This window comes from Streptosporangium sp. G12 (genome assembly GCF_052983175.1).
Map to the genome: position 1 here is coordinate 1 of NZ_JBRIQO010000091.1, position 1,117 is coordinate 1,117.

The 1,117-nt window shown below is 67.1% G+C and carries 1 pseudogene; it reads right to left on the reverse strand.

Going from position 1 to position 1,117, the window contains the following annotated elements:
- Window positions 1-24: 24 nt before the first annotated feature.
- Window positions 25-1,046: pseudogene (locus ACVCAG_RS45720) on the reverse strand (IS5 family transposase).
- Window positions 1,047-1,117 lie beyond the last annotated feature (71 nt).

Below are 1,117 nucleotides of genomic sequence, written 5' to 3' on the forward strand. Positions count from 1 at the left end.
CCTAGGAGCTGTTCGAGGTTCGGATCATGTGGTTGAAGTGAGGAGTTTCAGCCACATGATCGAGCCTCGGAGGTGGAGTCCGGCCTCATAGCTTTCCGGGGTTTTGTCGTAGCGGGTGGCTAATCCGCGCCAGGCCTTGATCTTCTGGAAACAACGTTCGACGGTGTTGCGCTGCCGGTAGCGCTCCGGATCGAAGCCGACGGGCCGCCCGCCCGCTGACCCTCTCTTCTTGCGGTTGGCCTGCTGGTCGGTCTTCTCCGGGATGACCGCAGTGATCTTGCGGCGGCGCAGGTAGGAGCGGTTGGCCTTGGAGGAGTAGGCCTTGTCCGCGACCACCGCGGCAGGGCGGGTCTGAGGCCGGCCGACCCGGCCGGGGATGCGGATCTTGTCCAGGACGGTGATGAACCACGGGCAGTCGCCGGCTTGGCCGGGGCTGAGCACGAAGGCCAGCGGCAGCCCGGCGGCATCGACCGCAGCATGGACCTTGCTGCTCAGCCCGCCCCGGGATCGGCCGAGCCCGGCAGCCTTCGCCCGGGCCTTTCGGCGTCGCCGCGTGGCGGCACGATCCGGCGCAAGCGACGTGTCCGCGTTGTCCGCGCTGGGTGTGACCTGCGGCGCATCACTCGCAGCACCGGCGGCTGCTCTGCCAGCGGAGCCCCCTTTTCCTCGGTCAGTGCCTGCTCCAGCGCATCCAAGGTCTCCCCGGCGACCGCCAGCCCGGCCGACTCCTGATGCGCCCGCACGATCGTGGAGTCCACGCTGACCACCTCCAGCCCGACCTGCCCGCGCAAAGCGGCCTCGGCGATCAGCGCGTCCATCAGATCTTGAAACACCCCGGCCTTGGCCCAGCCGTTGAACCGAGAGTAGAGCGTGGACCATGGCCCATACCGCTCTGGCACGTCACGCCAGCCCGACCCGGTGCGAAACCGCCACAAGATCCCGTTGAACTGATCACGTACCCGCCGAGGAAGCGGCCCGGTAGCCGCCACCGGCAGATACGGCTCGATCAACGCCCACTCGGCATCGGTCACATCAAAACGCGCCACGTCCGAGTTTTACCAGCCACGACCAGCCCACTACCGGGCCTCACATAGATCCGAACCCCAAACAGCTCCTA